Raw genomic sequence first — 17,578 nt, 5'->3', positions numbered from 1 at the left:
TTTAACTGTTGCCTATAATCAAAGCTCTTTTCATTCAAGGGTTGAGTTATGGTTAATTTAACACATGGTTTATCGATTGGTATTGAGCGCTCAGGCTGTGAGTTTTTCTTAACACTTAAGGCAATTGGTACCTTAACTCACAAAGATTATGAAGTGATCACCCCAATGATCGATTCAGCGCTAGGCGAAGTTAAGCATCCTATTGTTAACGTATTGATAGATGGCACTGAGTTAGATGGTTGGGAGCTTCGTGCTGCTTGGGACGATTTAAAGCTTGGCTTGAAACACAACAAAGAATTTAAAAAAATAGCGATTTACGGTAACAAAGAGTGGCAATCAACCATAGCTAAGTTAGGCAGTTGGTTTATGTCGGGTGAAATACAATACTTTGAAAATGCTACTGCCGCTTTAGAATGGCTAAAAACCAATAATTTAGACGCTTAGCAAAAAAGGCCAACAGTGGCCTTTTTTGTAAGTATCTTGGTTTATTGCGAAAGTGTTTGCTGCGTGGGAAGCGCAGGAAAAGCGCCTTTAGATAAGCAAGCTTTTGAGCCACAGCGAAGACCAAAGTGAAGCGCTTTTTTTACTATTGACTCATCATTTAGCTTATCAGTAAGTGGCACTGCATTATCGCTATGGTTTAAGTAGTATAGTACGCCAGCAATAAAAGCATCACCAGCGCTGGTGGTATCTACAGCGGTAATTGTTGGGGCTGCTTCACTGAGAGTAAAAGCGCTATGGTAAACAGTCGCTGGTGCCGGACCATCGGTTAAAAACACCAGCTTGACGCCTAAATCAAGCAGTGATTGTAAGTAGGCATCAGCTGATTGTTGGCGTTGTGTTGCTAAAAAATTTAACTCATCACGTGAGAGCTTAACAATATCGCAATACGCGTAGCATGCATGCACGTTTTGCTCAATGTCATTGCTATTTTGCCATAAACTGTAGCGTAAATTTACATCAAAGCTAACGATTTTTTGGTTGTTTTTAGCTTGCTTTAAAGCACACACAGTGGTTTTTGCTATAGCTGTATTGGTTAAGGTGTTTGAACAAAAGTGTAGGGTACTCAATTCATCCCAATTAATAAGCTTTAAGTGCTCACTCGTTAACAGTAAATCGGCTGTTTGATGACGATAAAAGTTAAAGCTGCGTTCGCCGTTTTCATCTAAGCTGACAATAACCATAGCTGTTTGCGCGCCTTCTATGGTAAATAAATACTCAGTATCTACGTTATATTGCTCAAGCGCATTAGTTAATTGTTTAGCAAAATAGTCATCTCCCATACCGCCACAAAACGCAGCTTTGCCGCCGAGCTTTGCGTAACCTACTGCCACATTAGCTGGAGCACCTCCTGGAATGGGCAAATAAGCACTGTTTTGAGAGTCTTGAGGCAGCATATCAATAAGCAGTTCACCAAGGCTAAGTAATTTGGTCATAGTGTAAATCCTAAAAAACCTAGCATGGCTAGGTCAAAATTCAAGGGAGAATTATTAAAACTAGTGTAACAATCGCTGAACAAACATAGCTTCAGCAATTGTTACACTAAAGTTGGTTAGTTAAACGCGTATTTAAACGTCAATGACGTTGTACGGCCATTAATAGCACGTGCGCGTATAATGTTGTTATCAGGTATTGAGCCTTCTTCTGCTTCAGTAATACCTACCGTATCGAATAGGTTATTTACGTTTAACGCAATATTAAGGTTTTCTGATAAATCGTAGCTTACAAAGCCATTTACTTGAGTGTAACCATCAAACTTAAGATCGTTATTATCTTGAGCATAGGCATCGGTAGTACCAATAAAGCTTAGGCCTGCAGAGCCTTTTTCATAAGTGTAACGTGCCATTAATGAGTAAATTAAATCAGCTTGGCGACGAGGCGTATTACCAACCACTTCTGGGGTAAGTGCATCTTTTGCAATCTCAGCGTCTGTCCACGTTAAATTACCACGAAAATCCCATGCATCAATAAAGTAGGTTGATTCAACCTCAATTCCTTTTGCTTCATATTCGCGGTCAAAAAAGGTTTGTGATGTCGCTTCAAAGTTTTGCTCTTCAGTTTGTGCATAAAATGCCGTGGCAAAAACTGACAGTGAATCAAAGCGCTTTTTAATACCAAACTCATACTGGTTTACTTCATCAACGGCATCTTCATCGGCTACTGAGCCATCGGCGCGAACTTTACCAAATAAAAGTCGGTCAGCATTGGCGCGACCGCCTTTGCTCAATCGTGCAAACGTTGCAAGGCTTGAGTCAATTTGGTAATTGGCACCAATTGAATATGATGCGTAATCCCAGTCGTAATTAACAGGGCTGGCATTTGCAAGGTCAATACCTGCAACATTTTGTTCAGGAACAGAAATCACACCGTCGCGATTCATATCAACGGTTGAGGTAACCGCGCCTGCATAGTTACCACGCGCTTCACCGCTGTCATAACGGGCACTAGCATCAATACTTACGTCACCCACCTTAGTTGAAAATGCAATATAGGGTGCACGAGTGTCGTATTCTGTGTCGTAATCGCGTTGGCAACAGTTACCCCAAAAAGGCGTGCCATAAGCGTATAAGCCATTTTCAGAGAATTCAGTCCCATCGGCGGCTGTTACATTTAACAGCGCTGCGTTATCACCTTTGAGCTCCATTAGGTAGGAATTCCATAACCACGACATGGCAATATTTTGGGTTGACGCATAATAGCCAAAAGTAACGCTAGTATCATCGCTTAGCGATTTAGTCAGTTTGAAGTCGTTAACAATTGAGTCAAAGTCGTTCATAGTTACATCAAACGTATGAATACGCATTGCTAAATCATCGTTAAATGCAGCACCTGTGGTCGCATTACTAAGCGTTGCACCCACACCACCAATACTTTGCGCTATAGCTGATGCATCGCCAACTTCAGCGGGGATCAACGAATTAAAATTACCGCTTACAGATGATTTACGAAAACGGTTTTCAATACGCCAATCGTTGTCTAAATCAAATACAGCCTCAAAACCAATTGAGTCAACTTGCGGATTCATACCATCGCGAATATCGCCGTTACTTATTTGATTTTCGCCGTTTAAGCGCACTGTTTTAGTAAATAATGCTGAATGCGGGGTATCTGATTGTGCGTCAAACCCAGGAATTGAGTCTCCATTTGCATACATTGGCATAGGTAAGTAGCCAACACTTTTATCATCTAAATGTTTGTAATAAAGACGCACGTATCCATTTTCAAAATCTTTGGTCAGGTTGGCTTTAATTTGCCCACCTTTATTTGATGTGTAACCTGTTTCACGTGGGCCTTCACCTTGACGTACAAAACCACCAACATGAAAGCGTACAGTGTCATTTAAATATGTGCCATATTCAAAGTCAGTTCGAATAGTATCGTAATCTAGGCCAAGTGTAGTTGATACGCTGCCCGATTCGTTTTCGCCATTTTTTGAAATGAAATTAATTATGCCACCCGGTGCATTACTTGCTGCGGTAGAGGCTGAGCCACCGCGAATAGATTCAATGGTTTGCACTGTGTTATCTAAGCGCATAAAAATGTCAGCGTTACCAAATGCAATATCGCCATATTGTAAAACAGGTAAGCCATCTTCTTGAAGCTGTAAAAATTTAGCACCACCAGAGGCAACCGGTAAACCACGTACTGCAATGTTGGCATTACCTTCACCGCCGGTTGATTCTGAGCGCACCCCAGGAATGATTCTAAATGCCTCTGCGGTAGAGCGAGGCGTAGACACCTCAACTTGCTCAAGTGAAACACTGCTCACAGAAGAACTTGACGCCATTATTGTTGTACGGCGGGGAACACCGGTAACAACAATTGTTTCTAGCCCTTTGTTAGCTTGCGCTTGTGTATTTTGCTCTTGTTTTTGTGCATTAACGCCTTGGCTAACGGCGAGCGCTAAAGCACTGATCAAATATAAAGGTGTGTTGTGTGTTGTCATGTGAACGCCTCGTTTTAAACCCAAAGGGAAGTTGTTATTTTTACTTAATCGATTAAGTAAAAATAACAAAGTTTTTACAATAAGCAAATTATTTTGTTAATTATTTGCTGTTTTTTTATTCAAACATTGATTTTTAAAATGTTTTTATAGCATTAAAGTTGTTTATTTACTCAGCGACTAGGTTGTTTTGCTCTAATGCAGTTGCTGATGGGTCACGAATATAATTAAACAGCATAGCTAAAAATAATATAACTGCAAAACCCGTGGCTAAATAAAATCCGTAGCGCACGTGTCCAAAGTAATCACTGATCATACCCATAAATAAAGGTGCTAAAGCGGCTGACAGTGCGGTAAAAAATAATATAACACCGGCTACTGCGCCGTGTTGATGAACAGGAAAACACGATATTCCCTTAGAATTTAAAGTAGGGTAAACCATCGACATAAATAAACCTGAAAGAGGTAATAAAGCCACAGCCCAATCAACGCCGCCATATAGAGTGCCAACGTAACACAGCGCAATGCCAAAGCTTAAGTAAGCCATAACTCCTTGCCAACTAAACCTATTCAGTAACCATACCGCAATAAAACGCCCTGCAGCACGTAACACAAAAAAGATTGTGAGTGCGTAAGTGGCCAGCAGCGGCCATGAGCCAGTGTAATCTTTTAGTAGAGTAGGCATCCACACGTATATGGCAACTTCGGTGGCAACATATAAAGCAATTGCAAGTGAAAAACCCAGTGCATAAGGGTTTTTAACCATTTTCATAGTCGTTTTTAGTGAGGCTGGCTTATCTGTATTTTTTACCACAGCAGGGTAATCGGCACGCCAAGCAAGCAATGCCAAAATCAAACACATAATGCCAGCAATGATGTAAAGGTAAGTCCAACTTACATTTTGAACCAGCAGCACGCCAACTAAAGCAGGGCCAACAATGGCACCAATGCCAAAAAAGCCTTCTACTTTATTCATGGTTTTGGTGTGCTCTTCGTTGCTATTAGAAATATCACCTAAAAGCGCCAATGCACCGGTTTTAAATAAACCAATGGCGAGGCCAATACAGCACAGTAAAAAAACAAAAAATATAAAGCTGCTACTAATCGCAAACAAAAAACAACTTGCAGAGAATATTAATAATCCAAGCATAATCGTTTTTTTACGGCCAAGACTATCGGCTAAAAAGCCTAGAAATAATCCACTTATTGCAATCATGGCCATAGGCGCATAATGAAACGCACTGGCTTGGGTCATACTTAAACCAAAATCGCTTATGAGTTCGGGAATGATCATGCCAACGGCGTCAGAGGTCATGGCAAACATAAAAAACATCATGTATGTGAGCCAACGAATTTGTTGCAACGGATCGCTGCTTACGTGTGTGTGTGATTTTGTCATTTGCTTTTCCTCGTTAAATGCTTGGTAACACACATTAAGTTGTCAGTAACTTATTGTAGTATTAATCGAGCCACGATATTTGTATGTAAAATATTTAAAAATTACTTGTAAATTCTTACTTGCTAGTTAAAGATATATCTTAATCGATTAAGTTTCAACTTGGTAATCACACATGATGAAGAATAAAGTTCAATTGATCACATATGCTGATCGAATCACCGGTAAAGATATAAACGCATTAACAGCACTTCTAAAGGGTCCACTTAAAGACGTTTTTGCAGGGGTACACTTATTACCATTTTATAACCCAATAGATGGTAGCGATGCAGGTTTTGACCCAATTGATCACAGTGAAGTTGATGCCCGAATAGGAACTTGGTCAGATATTCAAGCACTTGGAAAAGACCATGATTTAATGGCCGACTTAATAGTAAACCATGTATCGGCGCAATCGTTTCAATTTCAGGATGTGCTGGCCAAAGGCAAAGCCTCTGAATTTTGGGATTTATTTTTAACTAAAGAAGACGTATTCCCTAATGGCATGAGCAACCAAGAACAACAAGCCATTTACCGTCCACGGCCTGGAAGCTGTTTTACACCAATGAAATGCGGTGATGGTCAAACGTATGATTTTTGGACCACCTTTACCGACAACCAAATTGATATAAATGTAAAAGTAGAAGCGGGCATTGCCTATTTAAATAACGTACTTACTAAATTTTCTGCTAACAACGTAAACATTATTCGTTTAGATGCAGCGGGTTACGCCATTAAGCAAGCAGGTACTAACTGTTTTATGCTCGATGAAACATTTGCCTATTTAGATAAACTCTCAAAGCAGGCAAATGATTTAGGCATGGAAACCATTGCTGAAATTCATAGCCATTATCAAACTCAAGTTGACGTGGCTAAGCGCGTAAACATGGTATACGACTTTGCTTTACCCCCGCTTATTTTACACAGCTTATTTAATAATGATGTAGACGCACTGCTTAAGTGGTTACAAATTTCACCGCGCAACTGTTTAACGGTGCTAGACACCCATGATGGTATTGGCATTATTGACGCGGGTCCAATGGGCGATAAACCAGGGCTGTTAAACGCATCTCAAATAGATAATTTAGTAGAAACCATGCATGCCAACAGCAATAACCAGAGCCGTAAAGCAACAGGTGCAGCTGCAAGTAATGTCGACCTATATCAAGTTAACTGTACGTATTACGATGCACTGGGCGCAAATGATTTTGATTACTTATTATCTCGCGCCATTCAATTTTTTGCACCGGGTGTACCACAAGTATATTACGGTGGTTTATTTGCTTGTAAAAATGATATGGAGCTTCTGGCGAAAACGAACGTTGGTCGTGATATTAATCGCCCTTATCTAGATGCCGCTAAAATAGATGAAGCGCTAAATAAGCCGGTAGTAAAAGGATTAATAGCATTAATTAAAATACGTAATGAGCATCCTGCATTTGCTGGTGAATTTACTGCTCAAGGTGGCGCAAGTGTATGTTGTTTAATGTGGAAGCTTGAGCAACAATCAATTTCTTTGAGTATTGATTTTGCTAGTCGTACTGCACTTATTACGCAGGTTAATGGTTCTCAAGAAAACACTTTAAACTTACAAAGTTTATTAGTTTAAATAGCTTTATTTGTTGAAAACCAAAAAGCCAAGCAACTTAAGCTTGGCTTTTTTATCTGCGCTACTAACAGCGCTCAGCTACTTGCACCAATATTTAGTGCGTAACCTACTTCGTGTTGTTTTTCTTCTTTAGAAATAAATAAGTTAGCAGCTATTACACCTTTTTCTTGGCTATTTTGATGAATAGTCGTAAGGCGAGGCACAAAACGGGCTGCTTCTTCTATGCCATCAAATCCAACAATACGTAGCTCACTCCCTATTTTTATCCCTTGTTTTATTGCTTCTCGCATGGTGGCGAGGGCAATTAAATCACTCATACATATGATCACATCAGGGCGTGGTGAGGCGTTTAATACTTCTTTTGCAGCTATGCTGGCAAAACGCTCGCTACTTTCAGGAATATTCCAAATGCGGTCGTCGGCTACCGTTACATTCGCTTTATTTAACGCACGCTGATAACCTCGTAAGCGTTGGTGAGAAATAGATTGACCCGTTTCAAACTCATGATGTTCGTAAACTCGGCACAATACATTTTCATCGAGTAATCTCAAGCCTAATATTGCCACGTTATCAGTTGCACTGTGCAAAACATGTTTGGCTATTTCGTAACTGGCTTGTTCGTTATTTATATTAATTGATGCGTTGCGGGCAATATCAAAATCCACAGTAACCACATGTTTTTGTACTGTTTTTAGTTGCTCTACCAGTGCTTTGTTTCGCGGGCGCCCATAACAAATAAACCCATCAACAAAATCAACAACGTTATTAAGGTTTTCGTTATTGCCTGAAAACAATAAAACATTAATGCCGTTTTTTTCAAGCACTGAGGTTACACCACGCATAAAGCTACTGGCGACAGGGTCTGACACCATATATTCCACGCTATCTGGTAGCACTAAAGCAACAATATTAAACGTGCCACTTCGCAGAGATTGCGCCGCTTTATTAGGGCCATAATAACCGAGCTCTTTGCAAGCTTTAAGTATGGCTTCGCGTCGTTTAGCCGAGAGTTGATCAGGGCGATTAAACGCATTTGAAACCGTAGCATTAGACACACCTAACTCTTTGGCAATACTTTTTAATGTCCAACGGTTTTTTGTATTCATATAACCTACTCAAGGGAGGATGCTGGTTGAAAGAGTAAATTACCATATCTGGCTTTAAATCAAAGTGCTAATTATTTAAAAGAGTCGTTGTAAGACGCTCTTTTAAATATTGCGAGAGTTTAGTGTACCAAACTGACCCACCCCTATGGGGTAACCTTTGAGGGAGTGATATTCAGCTTCACTAAATTAAATAGAGTTTGAAGTAAGTAAAAATCAATACAAAAGAATTGGTTGAAACCGTTTTCTCAAAACTAATATATCAATATTCGTTAATGTTATATAAAATATATTGTATACAATGATAATGAGGTGTTACAAATTGTATCTCAATAACCAGTTCTGGATTAAGAACATACTAATCATCGAAGGTATAATATGAAAATTAACACACTGATTTTGACGTTACCGATATTAGGTATGAGTTCAATGGCATTGGCTGACAAGGTGGAGGAGCGAACATTTATACCTCAGACAGCCGTTGTAGAGCGTTTACATCATCATGGCGTTGAACAAAATCATAATGAAAAAGCACCGATTGCAAAAATGCAAAGCCAGCAAAAACTTTTTAATGCGCGTGTGATGACGATGCAAGCAGTCGCCGTTACGTGTGATTTGAATGCATTAGCAAACGCGAGCACATCAAGTATTATTACAGAAATTCAAAACCAAGGTACACAATGTATTAATGAGTTGTTTAGTGCCTCTGCTTTAACACAAAGTCAGGTGTTTACGTCTGATAAAATGTTTGCTGTTGCAAATCATGCTAAGGCACTTTCACTGACTTATGCTGGCGGCGGAAATGTAGAGTTGGAAGCGTTATTTTTATACCTACGAACTGGTTTTTACGCTGAGTTTTATAACGACAATGTTAGTTTTGCAACGTGGGTCACCACCGCAGTTGTGGGGGCGGTTGATGCATTTGTTGCCAATAGTCATTTTTACGACGATAACGACGGTCATGCTAAAACGTTAAACGAAGTAATCATCACAATGGACAGCTCAGAGCAACAGCATCGTTACCTTGAAGTGGTAAAACAATGGTTGAGCCGTTTTAATGAAAGCTACGGCGCTAAGTGGAATGTACGAAGTGCAGTGAATGGTATTTTTACCTTGTTATATCGTGGTCAATGGAATGATGAATTTGTTACGGCAGTGGGCAAAGACACTGATTTAGTAACAAGGCTCAGTGCGTTTACTCAAAAACAATGGATGATTGGATCAGACGCACAGTACCTTATTGTTAATGCAGCAAGTGAACTTGCTCGGTTAAAGCAATACTCAGATACACCGATTCAAAGTGCTGTAGATACTGGTCTAAATGCTATTTTTTCAACGTATACTAGCTTTGGTTATGGTGATGCGGTTTGGCTTGCGGCAGCTGACTCGGTTAGTTATTACGCAGATTGTAATGATTATGGTATTTGTGGGTTTGTAGATAACCTGATAGGTCAAGCACTGCCACAAAGCTATAGTTGCAGTAGCACGATTAAAATTCGTTCGCAAAATATGACTGTTGCGCAACATGCCGCCGCGTGTGATGCAATGGGTGCTGAGGAAGGGCTATTCCATACTAAACTTGCCACTAATAACACCCCCGTAGCTGATGATAATAATAGCTTTTTACAAGTGAATATTTTCGATAGTAGCGACGATTACGGTAAATATGCGGGGGTCATTTTTGGTATTAATACCAATAATGGTGGCATGTATTTAGAAGGTGATCCATCCGTTGTTGGCAACCAAGCAAACTTTATTGCTTATGAAGCAAATTATGCAAATGCAGAGCATTTCGTTTGGAATTTAGAGCACGAATATGTGCACTATCTCGATGGGCGATTTGATCTGTATGGCGACTTTAACTCTCCTACAGAAGATGTTGTTTGGTGGTCGGAAGGGGTTGCTGAATACATTGCTAATTTAAATGATAATGACGCAGCAAAAGAAACCATTAGTGATGGCTCACGTTTTACCCTAGCACAAATCTTTTCCACTACTTATGATGGTTTTGATCAAGACCGAATCTATCGTTGGGGTTACCTAGCTGTTAGGTTTATGTTTGAACGCCATTATGATGAAATTAATACTATGCTTGCCCATACCAGAGTGGGTGATTGGATTGCCTACAAAGCAAAAACAGAACAGTGGAAAAGTAGTTACGAAAGTGAATTTGTACAATGGTGCGATGATTTAGTTGCTGGCGCGCCTTCAAATATTCCGCCGACAGTTCAAATCAACGGCCCATATTATGGCGTGCAAAATAATGACGTCAGTTTTACCAGCAATGGCAGTATTGATAGCGATGGCTCAATTGTAAGTTATCAATGGAACTTTGGTGATGGCAGTAGCTCGAATCAGGCTAATCCACTTCACAGGTATATCAGTGAAGGGGAGTACAACGTAAGTTTGATAGTTACTGACAATCAAGGAGCAAGTCAATCAGCTATCACGACAGCGACCATCGAAAAAGATAGTAGTGTCGGTGATAACATATTGCAAAATAATCAAACAGTTCAGACTAACGGCGCGCAAAATGAGCAGCAATACTTTACTTTTGCCGTTCCGCAAGGTGCCAGTGAACTAGTATTTACAATTACTGGAGGAGAAGGAGATGCTGACCTGTATGTAAGCTATGAAGCGGCACCAACAGAGACCGTTTACGATTGTCGTCCTTATATTGGTGGTAACGAAGAGCAGTGCGCCATTGACCCAGTACAAGTTGGTACTTATCAGGTTATGTTATATGGATATAATGCATTTGAAAATGTGCAATTAACAGCGTCTTATATGCCAGCCACTTCCAATGTGCCCGATGTATGTGCCACACAAGGCAGTCGTAGCAACGGTCGTTTAAATGATGGCGAAGCGGTTTGTTTAGGTAACAGCGGTCCGATGTGGTTTAGTCTTGCTGATGTGCAAAGTCAAAGTGGGATTACAATCACCACGGCCAATGGCAGTGGCGATATAAGCCTTAGCTATGCCGAGAGCTCGTGGCCTAATGGCAATAACGAATTGGCTGAGTCAAATAATAGTGGTAACGACGAGTGTATTTATATTGCTAATTCAAGCCAATATTGGGGTTACTTAAAGGTATCAGGCTCAAGTAATGGTGTTAGTTTAGTCGTTGACTATAACAGTAGTGGATGTCGTTAATTACTCGCCCTATTAATGATTACTTTTATTGGAAAAGTTTATTCACACTATCTATGGAATAACACTTAAACTGAAAAATGCCGATCAGCTTGCTCACTGGTCGGCATTGATTTTTTTGAAAGGTTTTTACACTACTTTTGTCTTCAAAAGGTTATATTGGTTGCTTTTTGATGATGCGAATTTCTTCTCCGTCTACATCTAATCGTGCCGTGATCGTGATTAACATTGCTTCAGAGGTAGGGGTTAACCCAAACTCGTATTTCTTATCTTCATAAGGCGTGATTGCAACGTCCTGTTGTTGTGTATTTATTGGCGCAGCTTGGTCGTAAGGTGTCGCAGTAAAAGAAATAGTACCCGTAGTAAGACCTGAATAAGGGCCAAACAAATGAGCATTAATTTACCAAGTCTCTAGCGCGGAAAATGGTTAACCAGCTGACCTACGCTTACCTTATAAAATACATCCCACGTTTTGCCTAAGTGGGAGGTTTATGCCAGAAGCATAATGCTTCGCTTTGGTAAAGTACGTGATTTCATACACTTATTTACCTCAAGCAGTTCACTGTAATAGCAGTACAAAACACTACCTATATGGTGAACAGCAAGAGGCGCCTAATCTCTGATGGAATGTTGCAAATTTATTATTAATTACTCAAAAACAAGCTAAGTGAAGTGAGTAGTGCCAGTGGCTGCATGGTTTTCGTATACATGCAGCAGAGAGTGTTATAAGTTAACTGGTTGATTTAAATGGGTCGTCGATACTATGGGATGGCTCAGTAAACCACTTTGGCCCGTTGTCGGTCATATAAAAGTGATCTTCTAATCTTATACCAAACTCATTTGGTACAACGAGCATGGGTTCGTTACTGAAGCACATACCGGTGGCCAGAGGGGTTTTATCGCCGCCGACTAAATAAGGCCACTCGTGAATGTCTAAGCCAATGCCGTGGCCGGTACGGTGTGGGCACCCTGGCGTTTGATATTCAGGACCAAGGCCTTGCTCAGCTAAATAATTACGAGCTCCAGCATCTACGTCTTGACATGTTTGGCCTATTTTTGCTGCATTAAATCCAGCTATTTGTGCCGCTTTTTCATAATCCCAAAATTGGCGCTGGCGATCACTTGCTTCGCCAAACACATAAGTGCGGGTGATATCAGATAAGTAATCGTGCACTTTACAGCCAGTATCAATTAATACCACATCGTCTTTTTTAAGAATTTGCGCGTCTTTTACGCCATGGGGAAAAGAGGTAGCAACACCAAATAACACAATGCAAAAATAGTTACCTGGCGCACCTACTTTTTGGTGCGCTTGTTTAATAAAAGCTTCTACTTCAGTGGTGCTAATGCCTTCATACAGCATACTGGCTGTGGCTTTATGTACCACTAAGGTCATATCCATTGCGCGTTGCATTAATGCAAGTTCATTGGTTGATTTGTGCATACGACAATGTGCTGTTACGGGTTGTGCGTTAACCAGTTTTAAGCCGCTTTGTGCTTTTTTAATGCCATCAAAAATAAAAAACTGTGCACTTTCATCAATGCCAATAGTGCCATCTTTTGCAATGCCCATTTCGGTTATTACATCTACAAATAGCTGATATGGGCTTTCATGTTCTTGCCAACCATGAATTGGGCCATCAATCACTTTAAAGCCATTGAGTGAACCAATTTCAAAAAAAGGAGCAATATATTGTACATCGCCCTGTGCAGGTAAAATTGCTCCCACCAGTCTTTCACTGGCATACCAACGCATTCCCGTAAAATAAGTAAGATTTGTACCAGCGTTTAGATATATGGCGTCAATACCATTTTGTTGCATGTATACTTGAGCTTTTTTAATTCGTTCTAGGTGCTCTTGCGGTTGGATCGGGGTTAAATCGTCAGTCATATTAGATAAACTGGCAAGTGCTTGTTCTTTGGTATGGGTACCAATACCTTGGGCTATCATAGTGCTTTCCTCGTAAGTGTGACTATTGTGCAAGTGGGGCGTGTGAACTGCAAGCAGCTTGAGATGAAAAGCGGCTGATACAATATGGTTTTATATCTACGCTAGGTACTTGTTGTAAACACAAACTAGTTATTAGCTCACCTGTAATAGCACCTTGAGTTAATCCAAGGTGCTGGTGGCCAAATGCAAAAAATAAATTAGTGTGGTTAGGTGCTTCGCCTATGACCGGTAATGAATCGGGCAGTGATGGTCTGCAGCCCATCCACACGCTACTAGGTTGAAGTGTTACCGCTGAATGATTGAGCATTGCTTTGGCATTGGGTAATAATGCCAAAGCGCGTTTATTATTCATTTTACGTTCTGTACCTGCGAACTCTACTGTTCCAGCAATTCGTAAACCTTGGCTCATGGGTGTCATAATAAAACTGCGCTCTGCAGAGGCGACAGGACGAGATAGACCATAATTACTCGATAACATGCAATGATAGCCTCGCTCTGTATCAAGAGGTACATTGTAACCTAAGGGCTTGAGCAGTAATTTGCTCCACGCACCAGCTGCGATGATGACTTTATCGGCTTGAAATTTTTGGTCAGGGCAATTAATTTCATAGCCACTATAAACAGGTGAAACCTCAATCACTTTTTGTTGGCAAAACTGCCCACCTAAAGCTCTAAATTGCTCAGCTAAACTTAAGCAAAATAAATGAGGATCAACGCTGTGTGCTACCTCTTTAAAAAATAATGCATGCGTTATGGTTTTTGCTAAATTAGGTTCCAGTCGTTGTAGTTGTTCAGCATTGAGCAGCTCTACAGCGATACCGTGTGATAAATATTTTTCAAACATAGCCTGTATTTGTGTAACTGGCGTTGTTTCGAAAGTGAGCAAGCTCCCTTTCTTTGTTATTAAATGATTTAATTTGAATTCATCTAGCAGGGTCTCGTAGGCTGTAATTGCACGGTGGTTGAGCGCCTGTAAAGCGTGGGTATTTGCTTTATAGGTTGAGCTAGCCATGTTATTAACAAACCGCCAAAACCAAGGTAGTGCTTTGATCACATAGCGCCAATCTATTCTAAGAGGGCCGAGTGGGTTTAATAGCATCATAGGCAGCTTTTTTAATAACGATGAGTGCGCTAAAGGAAATACTTGCTCTGTTGCAAAGTGCCCAGCATTCCCTTTCGAGCAGCCTTGAGCTAAGCCATTTTCATCATACAAAGTAACTGTAAAGCCAGCGCGTTGTAATTTTAACGCACAACAAATACCGATTATACCTGCTCCAACCACGCCAATATGTTGTGTTTTATTATCAGACAAAATGCTTACCTCTTTATGCAATATGTTTGTTGTGACGGATGTATTGTGTCTATCTCAAAATTGCATTTATTTTTTAAGTTACGAGATATGATTTTTCAATACTTGTTATTTTGCTTCATTGTTGTTTAGATTCAATGGTTTAATGTTTTTGCTGCTGTTTTATAGATGCCCTTCAATGCCACTAAAGAAAGGAATGCTGAAATAGGATATTGATTATTGTATACAATATACCTACTATATCAAGCATAAACATCAATCAGGTAATTAAAATGACAGTAAATTGGCAACAGGCCTTTGGATCGTTTTCGGCTCAGTTTAATGAAGATGGCGCTATTCATTTTGCAAGTAGCGCAAACATGATCGATGAGCTAAATAATCAAACTGCTCACAGCGTTATTAAGCTAAACGCATCAGATGAAAATGCAGCTGTTACCACGCTTTACACTAAAGCAATGGCAAGCGGTATTGACGTAACAAAATTAAAGTTGGATTAAGTTATGCTCAAAGGGACCTTTTTTTGTATTGACGGCCATACCTGTGGCAATCCCGTAAGGCTAATTACCAGTGGTCACCCGCAATTGAGCGGACAGAGCATGAGTGAGAAACGCCAAGACTTTTTTCAAAATCACGATTGGATACGCCAAGCGCTAATGTTTGAGCCTCGTGGTCACGATATGATGTCGGGCGGATTTTTATATCCGCCTACCACAGAAGACGGCGATGCCGCTATCTTATTTGTTGAAACATCAGGGTGCTTGCCCATGTGCGGCCACGGCACAATGGGTATTGTTACGTTTGCTTTAGAGCATGGTTTATTACATGCAAAAGTGCCCGGGACCTTGCTATTAGATACGCCAGCTGGACGTGTACGAATCAATTATGAAATGACCGATGGTAAAGTTCAGTGGGTAAAAATTTATAATGTTCCCGCGTACTTAGCATATCAGTCAATTGTAATTGAAGTACCTGAACTGGGCGAGCTTAAAGTAGATATTGCCTACGGAGGTAACTTCTACATTATTGTTGAACCGCAAGCCAATTACAAAGGCATTGAGCATTTAACCGCTGGGCAAATTTTAAAGTACAGCCCGCAGGTGCGTGATGCCATAAACGCAAAAATAAAATGTGTTCACCCCCTTGACCCAACCGTTCAAGGTGCAAGCCATGTGTTATGGGCAGGCACACCTAAAAATGCCAATTCACATGCCGCAAATGCTGTTTTTTATGGTGACAAAGCCATTGATCGCTCACCATGTGGAACAGGCACTAGCGCCCGTATGGCACAGCTTTTTGCGAAAGGGCAGTTGGCCCAAGGGCAAGAATTTATCCACGAAAGTTATATCGGTAGCCAATTTATCGGCCGTATTGAACAGGTAACAGAAATCGCAGGCGTAACAGCTATTCTGCCAAGTATTCAAGGTTGGTCTAGAGTAACAGGCACAAGTGCTATCACAGTCGATGACGATGACCCATATGCATTTGGGTTTCAAGTAATATAATCAGGAGCAAAACATGACATTAACAGGACAAAGTTTAGTAGCAGGACAATGGGTTGGTGATTCAGCGAATGGTGAATTTAATGCATTTTCTCCCGCTGGTAATGAACCACTACCTACATGCTTTTTTAATCTCAGCGCCACTGAATTAAACGTTGCAATCGAAGCCGCACAATCGGCTTTTTATGAGTATCGTAAAACTAGCTATGCACAACGTGCTGATTTTTTAATGTGTATTGCAGATCAAATATTAGCGCTTGGTGATGATCTACTTGAGCAAACTCAGCAAGAAACCAACTTACCGCTTGCGCGATTGCAGGGGGAGCGCATGCGCACCGTAAATCAACTTAAAGCGTTTGCCAGTGCATTGCGCGAAAACCCTGAATCACCTTTGGGTTTAAAAATAGTGGATGAGGCCGATGCAACAAGATCACCGTTACCAAAACCACACACTGAACTTAACTATTTACCATTGGGGCCGGCTGCTGTGTTTGGTGCATCTAATTTTCCTTATGCCTTTTCAACATTGGGTGGCGATACAGCAGCGGCACTTGCTGCTGGGTGCCCGGTCATTGTTAAAAATCACACAGCGCATCCAGGAACTGGCGAGTTGATGGCACGTGCGGCGCTTGCAGCCATAAAAGAATGTGCGATGCCATTAGGCGTGTTTGCAATGGTGCAAAGTAAGGAGCATGACATATCGCATCAATTAGTTGCAGCGCCGGCAATTAAAGCGGTTGGCTTTACAGGCTCATTTAACGTGGCTAGTAAACTGCAAGAAACGATTGCTAAACGTGAAGAGCCCATCCCATTTTATGGTGAGCTGGGTAGTATTAACCCTCAAGTTATTTTACCCAATAAAGCCATTGAACAGAGTAAAGAAATGGCGCAGTCACTTTGCCAGTCAATGCTTATGGGTAACGGCCAGTTTTGCACCAGCCCTGGGCTTTGGTTAGTGCCAACCGGGTGTGATGAGCTTGAAGCACATATTACTGCGAGCATTAATGATGCACCATCAGACACTTTGCTCACGCCAGACATTGTTAAAACGTTTAAACATCAAGTAGAAGAGCGAGGCCAACTTGCTCAAGTAAGCGTGTTAGGGAAAGGTAAGCTTGAGCAAACGTTCCATGCTAATGCACATGTATTCGTTTGTAATGCCGACGATTATTTAACAACCCCAGCGTTGAATGAAGAAATGTTTGGCCCTGCTGCATTAGTTGTGCGTTACGACAGTGAACAGCAACTTATGACATTAATAAATAAACTGCAAGGGCAGCTTACAGCCAGCGTTCATGGCACGAAAGCGGATTTAAGCAAAGCAGATAGCCTCATCGAAGCACTGCAATATAAAGTGGGTCGTTTGATAAAAAATCAGATGCCAACAGGTGTTGAAGTGTGTGGTTCAATGAACCACGGTGGGCCATTTCCAAGCTCAACGGATGTACGTAGTACCTCTGTAGGCACAAATGCAATGTTACGTTTTATGCGACCAATTTGCTATCAAGCATAAGATTCATTGGGCGGGATATGCAAATTGTATATTCCCGCTTTTCCTTTATAAACGCTAACTGAGGAC

13 protein-coding genes are annotated in these 17,578 nt (G+C 40.9%); 6 read left to right on the top strand and 7 right to left on the bottom strand.

The features are described 5' to 3' along the window. Positions 1-48 precede the first annotated feature (48 nt). Positions 49-444: an STAS/SEC14 domain-containing protein gene (locus FHG08_RS18180; protein ID WP_178956919.1), complete on the top strand. Its 396-nt coding sequence runs from the start codon at positions 49-51 to the stop codon at positions 442-444. 41 nt (positions 445-485) lie between these two features. Here the strand turns inward: FHG08_RS18180 and FHG08_RS18175 are convergent, their stop codons facing one another. The 3 genes from FHG08_RS18175 to FHG08_RS18165 form a co-directional block, all read right to left on the bottom strand. Beyond that, on the bottom strand, positions 486-1,436 hold the full coding sequence (locus tag FHG08_RS18175; protein WP_178956918.1) for a carbohydrate kinase: 951 nt from the start codon (positions 1,434-1,436) through the stop codon (positions 486-488). Positions 1,437-1,552: 116 nt separating this feature from the next. After that, complete coding sequence (locus FHG08_RS18170; RefSeq protein WP_178956917.1) at positions 1,553-3,946, bottom strand: TonB-dependent receptor; 2,394 nt, start codon at positions 3,944-3,946, stop codon at positions 1,553-1,555. 166 nt (positions 3,947-4,112) lie between these two features. After that, a complete protein-coding gene (locus tag FHG08_RS18165; RefSeq protein WP_138569896.1) occupies positions 4,113-5,342 on the bottom strand; it encodes a sugar MFS transporter in 1,230 nt (409 codons plus the stop codon). A 172-nt stretch (positions 5,343-5,514) separates the two neighbouring features. Between FHG08_RS18165 and gtfA the strand changes: the two genes are divergently transcribed. Then, complete coding sequence (gene gtfA / locus FHG08_RS18160) at positions 5,515-6,987, top strand: sucrose phosphorylase (RefSeq protein WP_178956916.1); 1,473 nt, start codon at positions 5,515-5,517, stop codon at positions 6,985-6,987. Between the two features lie 74 nt (positions 6,988-7,061). Here the strand turns inward: gtfA and FHG08_RS18155 are convergent, their stop codons facing one another. Next, positions 7,062-8,093 carry a LacI family DNA-binding transcriptional regulator gene (locus tag FHG08_RS18155; RefSeq protein WP_178956915.1) on the bottom strand — a complete coding sequence of 344 codons (1,032 nt, stop codon included), beginning with the start codon at positions 8,091-8,093 and terminating at the stop codon, positions 7,062-7,064. A 375-nt stretch (positions 8,094-8,468) separates the two neighbouring features. On the opposite strand from FHG08_RS18155, the gene FHG08_RS18150 reads away from it, so the two are divergent. Further along, the gene (locus tag FHG08_RS18150; RefSeq protein ID WP_178956914.1) at positions 8,469-11,243 is read left to right on the top strand and encodes a collagenase; all 2,775 of its coding nucleotides are present in this window, start codon (positions 8,469-8,471) and stop codon (positions 11,241-11,243) included. Between the two features lie 151 nt (positions 11,244-11,394). On the opposite strand, the gene FHG08_RS18145 is transcribed toward FHG08_RS18150, so the two are convergent. The 3 genes from FHG08_RS18145 to FHG08_RS18135 form a co-directional block, all read right to left on the bottom strand. Further along, positions 11,395-11,628, bottom strand: coding sequence for a hypothetical protein (locus FHG08_RS18145; protein WP_178956913.1), 234 nt, complete (start codon positions 11,626-11,628; stop codon positions 11,395-11,397). 342 nt (positions 11,629-11,970) lie between these two features. Then, the gene (locus FHG08_RS18140; protein WP_178956912.1) at positions 11,971-13,191 is read right to left on the bottom strand and encodes a Xaa-Pro peptidase family protein; all 1,221 of its coding nucleotides are present in this window, start codon (positions 13,189-13,191) and stop codon (positions 11,971-11,973) included. Positions 13,192-13,213: 22 nt separating this feature from the next. Then, a complete protein-coding gene (locus tag FHG08_RS18135) occupies positions 13,214-14,506 on the bottom strand; it encodes an NAD(P)/FAD-dependent oxidoreductase (protein ID WP_372239244.1) in 1,293 nt (430 codons plus the stop codon). A 266-nt stretch (positions 14,507-14,772) separates the two neighbouring features. Here FHG08_RS18135 and FHG08_RS18130 point away from each other — a divergent pair, with 266 nt between their 5' ends. From FHG08_RS18130 to FHG08_RS18120, 3 genes are read left to right on the top strand one after another with little or no spacing between them, the layout of a single operon-like run. Further along, complete coding sequence (locus FHG08_RS18130; protein ID WP_178956910.1) at positions 14,773-14,997, top strand: hypothetical protein; 225 nt, start codon at positions 14,773-14,775, stop codon at positions 14,995-14,997. Positions 14,998-15,000: 3 nt separating this feature from the next. After that, positions 15,001-16,002: a 4-hydroxyproline epimerase gene (locus FHG08_RS18125; RefSeq protein ID WP_138609503.1), complete on the top strand. Its 1,002-nt coding sequence runs from the start codon at positions 15,001-15,003 to the stop codon at positions 16,000-16,002. 13 nt (positions 16,003-16,015) lie between these two features. Further along, entirely contained in the window at positions 16,016-17,512 is a 1,497-nt protein-coding gene (locus tag FHG08_RS18120) for an aldehyde dehydrogenase (NADP(+)) (RefSeq protein ID WP_178956909.1), read from the top strand. Positions 17,513-17,578 lie beyond the last annotated feature (66 nt).

Source organism: Pseudoalteromonas sp. Scap03 (genome assembly GCF_013393115.1).
Lineage (GTDB): Bacteria > Pseudomonadota > Gammaproteobacteria > Enterobacterales > Alteromonadaceae > Pseudoalteromonas.
Note: the sequence above shows the minus strand (reverse complement) of the source record. Positions and strands in the feature narration are given on the sequence as shown.

Excerpts from the sequence above, each read along its gene's own strand:
- FHG08_RS18180 (WP_178956919.1), top strand. The coding sequence starts at position 49 with ATGGTTAATTTAACACATGGTTTATCGATTGGTATTGAGCGCTCAGGC.
- FHG08_RS18175 (WP_178956918.1), bottom strand. The coding sequence starts at position 1,436 with ATGACCAAATTACTTAGCCTTGGTGAACTGCTTATTGATATGCTGCCT.
- FHG08_RS18170 (WP_178956917.1), bottom strand. The coding sequence starts at position 3,946 with ATGACAACACACAACACACCTTTATATTTGATCAGTGCTTTAGCGCTC.
- FHG08_RS18165 (WP_138569896.1), bottom strand. The coding sequence starts at position 5,342 with ATGACAAAATCACACACACACGTAAGCAGCGATCCGTTGCAACAAATT.
- gtfA (WP_178956916.1), top strand. The coding sequence starts at position 5,515 with ATGATGAAGAATAAAGTTCAATTGATCACATATGCTGATCGAATCACC.
- FHG08_RS18155 (WP_178956915.1), bottom strand. The coding sequence starts at position 8,093 with ATGAATACAAAAAACCGTTGGACATTAAAAAGTATTGCCAAAGAGTTA.
- FHG08_RS18150 (WP_178956914.1), top strand. The coding sequence starts at position 8,469 with ATGAAAATTAACACACTGATTTTGACGTTACCGATATTAGGTATGAGT.
- FHG08_RS18140 (WP_178956912.1), bottom strand. The coding sequence starts at position 13,191 with ATGATAGCCCAAGGTATTGGTACCCATACCAAAGAACAAGCACTTGCC.
- FHG08_RS18130 (WP_178956910.1), top strand. The coding sequence starts at position 14,773 with ATGACAGTAAATTGGCAACAGGCCTTTGGATCGTTTTCGGCTCAGTTT.
- FHG08_RS18125 (WP_138609503.1), top strand. The coding sequence starts at position 15,001 with ATGCTCAAAGGGACCTTTTTTTGTATTGACGGCCATACCTGTGGCAAT.
- FHG08_RS18120 (WP_178956909.1), top strand. The coding sequence starts at position 16,016 with ATGACATTAACAGGACAAAGTTTAGTAGCAGGACAATGGGTTGGTGAT.